Raw genomic sequence first — 3039 nt, 5'->3', positions numbered from 1 at the left:
GCGTCGAAAGAAGAGATGATACAAGCGGTGCGTGCGAAAGGTCATGCACCTAAAGATGACAACGAAGCAGATGCTTTAGCAATTTTATATTTAGTGAAAGAGAGGGAGATTGGGTATGTCAACTAAGTTGGCTTGGACAAGATTATTTACTGAACAGTGGCTATTTAAACTCTCTGATTTACCACCTATGGAAGTCAATGTTTATGTGAAGTTGCGGATAAGAATGTTACACACTCGTGAACCTCTTCTAAACGATTCACAAATACTGTCTCATTTTACTTGCTGCTCCGTAAAAAGATTTCAAAAGGCGTTAGATTATTTATTGAGATCTGGGCACATCATTTGTTTAGAAGATGGTCGTTTGTGGAGTTCAGATGTTGAAGAGGAACTCAATTACTTCAATGAAAATCTAAATAATAATGAAGAAAAGGAGGGGCAATATGTCAACTAAGTTGGCTTGGGTTCGTTGTTTCCCATCTGATTGGGTATCTGATGCTAGTGGAATGACGTCGCATCAAATATCCACTTATATGATGTTGACATTACTTATGTATAAGAAAAGACAGCCGCTTCTTGAGAATGCCTCTATATTAGCACGTATTTCTGGTTGCTCAGTAAAGGCCTTTAATAAAGCGCTAGATTTTTTATTAAGTGATGAAAGATTAATACGTTTAGAAGATGGTCGTCTATGGAGTTTACAAGTTGAAGAGGAACTTAATAACTCAAACGAAAATTTAAATAAGTTTTCAGAGAGAGCGCAGAAAGCAGCACAGGCAAGATGGAAAAAACATCATCAAGCAAAAATCATTAGTGATGATCAAGATGATAAAAATGCTAAGCATGATGCTAACGGTATGCTTAAGGATGCTAAGCATAATGCTAAGCATGATGCTTGTGATGCTATAACAAACAATACAAACAATACAAACATATATAATAAAAAAACTAATACTATCGTATTAGCAAAAAAAGAAATTGGTTCTGAAAGTTTAGAAACTGATGATCAGGTTCATGAACCAACAGAGGTTCATGCTTGCGAAAGCCCACCAGATCAAATCGCAACCTCATCAGGCAACCAACCTCCCATTGACGAGCAAGAGAATGTTCCCAAAAAGGCCAGGCGGGTGAGAAGTGATCGAGGCTGTCGATTGCCAGAGGATTTCAAACCTAATTTGCAATACGCAATCGATAAAGGCTTAACGCATGATGAGGCGATGTTAGCAGCTGAACGGTTCGCAAATTTTTGGCTAGCAAAATCAGGAAAGGATGCGACCAAAGATGATTGGCAAAGGACTTGGTACAATTGGGTTACACATCCCGAATTGGGGCCTGTAGCACAGAAAAAAGCAAAATTAGAACAGGAGAAACAGTATGGAAAACCAAGAATTGAACGAACAGGACAACAGCGTGGGTGGAATTATCGAGTTGCACAGCACATGTCCAATGTCAAAAATTCAGATAGTGTGTACAAATTTCTCTTCGAGGACAATGAAAGAACCACCATTCCTTTGGAAAGCGGGGCAAAAACCATCGATTGCAGAAGTGGGGAGGGTTACCTCATTGGTCCATGATGCGTTGAAAAAGCTTGAGAAAAAAGCCACCGAAGAAGAAATCCAAACGACGTATCTTGTCCTTTCAAGTGGTCTCAGGAGCCAATTGGGATCAGATGAAAAGTCAACAGCGCTTGCGTATCTTTACGCTCTTAAAGGCATAAGCAGCTGGGTATTGCAAACAGCAACAAAGAACGCTTTGAAAGGTAAAGCAGAGGGCTTAAATCCGACCTTTATGCCCTCAACAGCAGATTTTTATCGTTATTGCGAAAAGCTTGAAAACGATATTCGCTTTCGTGCAAATCGTATTATCAAAAACCTTCAAAAGCCTGAGTTAAAGGGAAAAGAACAGGTAACGCCCTTAATGACAGAGCGCATGGAAGATGTTCAACAAGAGCTTGAACAGGTTTTAAAAGGGGTTAGTGGCACAGTGAAGCACATAGCGTTTTAGCAAAGTAGAGGAGTTTAGTGCGAGATATTGGAATAGATATGCGTTTAAATCGACAAAAAGGCACCGTACAGAGCGATTTGGTATTTTTTTGATAAAATACACATTGGAGGTTAAAACGACTCTGTACGGCCCATTTTGAGGCAAATAGACCAATTGGTGAAATTATGGACTAAAAGCATGGGAATATTAAAACATTTGTTCTTAACAAAACGTAAACAGCCAAGGCAAAAAAAGTGGGTTGCAACGGCGGTTGGTTATGTTCCTTGGGGGGACGGAGCAGCGGAGTATTTTTACAATCTCTACGAATATGAAGATGGCACAAGAGAGTGTGAAAGGTTTGATGGTGGCCAGTATTACACCATACCAGAAAATGCAGATTTTAGCACCAAAGCGCAAGTGAAAGCGTGGGTTTATGGGGGCAATGTTCCGAAAAGCATTCTGAATTACGAACCCCTCATAGACGAGATCAATAGAGAGATTAAAAAATTATCAAAAAACTCAGGAAACGAATATGTTTACAGATAAGCAGATAAGAGCCTTACTTGGTGTTACAACCTTTATATTTTTATGTTTTTTAGGAATTAAAAAAAATCTTGATTTTATTCAGACTATTTTGACATTTGCGTCTGTTTCTTTGGTAATAGTAACAACTGTTTTTGCAATTTTATGCAATTCTCATATTCCTTCTGAGTTACAGAACAACCCAAAATATAAAGATGATGATACAACGGGTTGGGTGAAACTAACACGTGATTTACAACAATATATGCACAGCGTCTTAAAGCTAATAATGTTAGCATTTATAGTTTTAATTTTCCCAAGTAGTTATGAAGAGACAGTTTCTTTGTCTGTCGTTTCTCAGTACGTGGAGCATAAGCTTTCTTTTTCATTGGATACTGTACTTTGGTACTCAGATATTGCGCTTTGGTATTCCTTTTTAGTTTGTGTATTGTTTCTTATGTTACATACACGCAGTTTAATAAATATATCTATCCTTACCCTGCAGTGTTCCGTTATAAAGCCATAGTAAAATTTCCG

The 3039-nt window shown here is 38.2% G+C and carries 5 protein-coding genes; all 5 read left to right on the top strand.

Translation table 11 applies throughout. The features are described from left to right. Nucleotides 1-115: 115 nt before the first annotated feature. The 5 genes from MCQ_RS07610 (at nt 116) to MCQ_RS07590 (ending at nt 3028) form a co-directional block, all read left to right on the top strand. Nucleotides 116-451, top strand: a complete 336-nt coding sequence (locus MCQ_RS07610; RefSeq protein WP_006924589.1) for a DUF1376 domain-containing protein — start codon at nt 116-118, stop codon at nt 449-451. Continuing rightward, nucleotides 441-1571 (top strand): DUF1376 domain-containing protein, encoded by a 1131-nt coding sequence (locus MCQ_RS07605; RefSeq protein ID WP_006924588.1) that lies wholly within the window; start codon nt 441-443, stop codon nt 1569-1571. Before MCQ_RS07610 ends, MCQ_RS07605 begins: the two co-directional genes overlap by 11 nt. Continuing rightward, entirely contained in the window at nt 1489-2001 is a 513-nt protein-coding gene (locus MCQ_RS07600) for a hypothetical protein (protein WP_035008003.1), read from the top strand. Before MCQ_RS07605 ends, MCQ_RS07600 begins: the two co-directional genes overlap by 83 nt. Nucleotides 2002-2178: 177 nt before the next feature. Then, nucleotides 2179-2526, top strand: coding sequence for a hypothetical protein (locus tag MCQ_RS07595; RefSeq protein WP_006924586.1), 348 nt, complete (start codon nt 2179-2181; stop codon nt 2524-2526). Continuing rightward, nucleotides 2513-3028, top strand: coding sequence for a hypothetical protein (locus tag MCQ_RS07590; RefSeq protein ID WP_006923851.1), 516 nt, complete (start codon nt 2513-2515; stop codon nt 3026-3028). The genes MCQ_RS07595 and MCQ_RS07590 overlap by 14 nt, the downstream gene beginning before the upstream one ends. Nucleotides 3029-3039: the final 11 nt, after the last annotated feature.

The sequence above is a fragment of the Candidatus Bartonella washoeensis Sb944nv genome (assembly GCF_000278135.1).
GTDB lineage: Bacteria > Pseudomonadota > Alphaproteobacteria > Rhizobiales > Rhizobiaceae > Bartonella > Bartonella washoeensis.
This window is presented reverse-complemented; position numbering and strand designations above follow the sequence as displayed.

Bases quoted from the DNA above. Each gene is read 5' to 3' on its own strand.
- MCQ_RS07595 (WP_006924586.1), top strand. From the start codon at position 2,179: ATGGGAATATTAAAACATTTGTTCTTAACAAAACGTAAACAGCCAAGG.
- MCQ_RS07600 (WP_035008003.1), top strand. From the start codon at position 1,489: ATGAAAGAACCACCATTCCTTTGGAAAGCGGGGCAAAAACCATCGATT.
- MCQ_RS07610 (WP_006924589.1), top strand. From the start codon at position 116: ATGTCAACTAAGTTGGCTTGGACAAGATTATTTACTGAACAGTGGCTA.
- MCQ_RS07590 (WP_006923851.1), top strand. From the start codon at position 2,513: ATGTTTACAGATAAGCAGATAAGAGCCTTACTTGGTGTTACAACCTTT.
- MCQ_RS07605 (WP_006924588.1), top strand. From the start codon at position 441: ATGTCAACTAAGTTGGCTTGGGTTCGTTGTTTCCCATCTGATTGGGTA.